Raw genomic sequence first — 530 nt, 5'->3', positions numbered from 1 at the left:
ATATTTTGACCCCTTAAAAAGGGGACACTTGTCACATTATTCAAAAAATGCCAGTTTTAAGGAAGCGATTATGCGCATCGTTTTGGCTGCTTATCTTCTGCAGCTTTAAGAGCATTGAATTTCTTGTATTCGTCGTTATTTTCACTACGTAACTTTATAAAATCATTAGCAGTAAACTCCTCTCTATTTTTAAAATACTCTTTTCTATACTCTTGTATGTCTTTAGTTCCTCTAACACTCCGTTTTCCGCTTTTTTCGTTCTTTTTATTAAATCCCATTTTTTAACCTTTCTTGTGTCCTATATTTCGCATTATAGCGTCTTTTTGTATTTTATTATTCTTTGCCACTTCGATATGCAACCATATTACTTTCTGTTCGTGATTATCCATTAGATCGAAAAACTCCGATACTAAATAATCGCGTATCATATCCCTAATTCCTTTTTATATTCTTTTCAACTCGCTTATTGTTATTTCAAACTCATACCTAATTCTAACGCTGTTAAGGTATTTTATTTCGTTTTCTTTCTA

General features: G+C 31.5%; 1 protein-coding gene. It reads right to left on the bottom strand.

The annotated features are described in order from the left end of the window. Positions 1–68: 68 nt before the first annotated feature. Positions 69–278, bottom strand: a complete 210-nt coding sequence (locus CYP26_RS09455) for a hypothetical protein (protein WP_103631203.1) — start codon at positions 276–278, stop codon at positions 69–71. Positions 279–530: the final 252 nt, after the last annotated feature.

The organism is Campylobacter concisus (assembly GCF_002913225.1).
Lineage (GTDB): Bacteria > Campylobacterota > Campylobacteria > Campylobacterales > Campylobacteraceae > Campylobacter_A > Campylobacter_A concisus_J.
Note: the sequence above shows the minus strand (reverse complement) of the source record. Positions and strands in the feature narration are given on the sequence as shown.

Coding starts and splice junctions, on each gene's coding strand:
- CYP26_RS09455 (WP_103631203.1), bottom strand. CDS start 278: ATGGGATTTAATAAAAAGAACGAAAAAAGCGGAAAACGGAGTGTTAGA.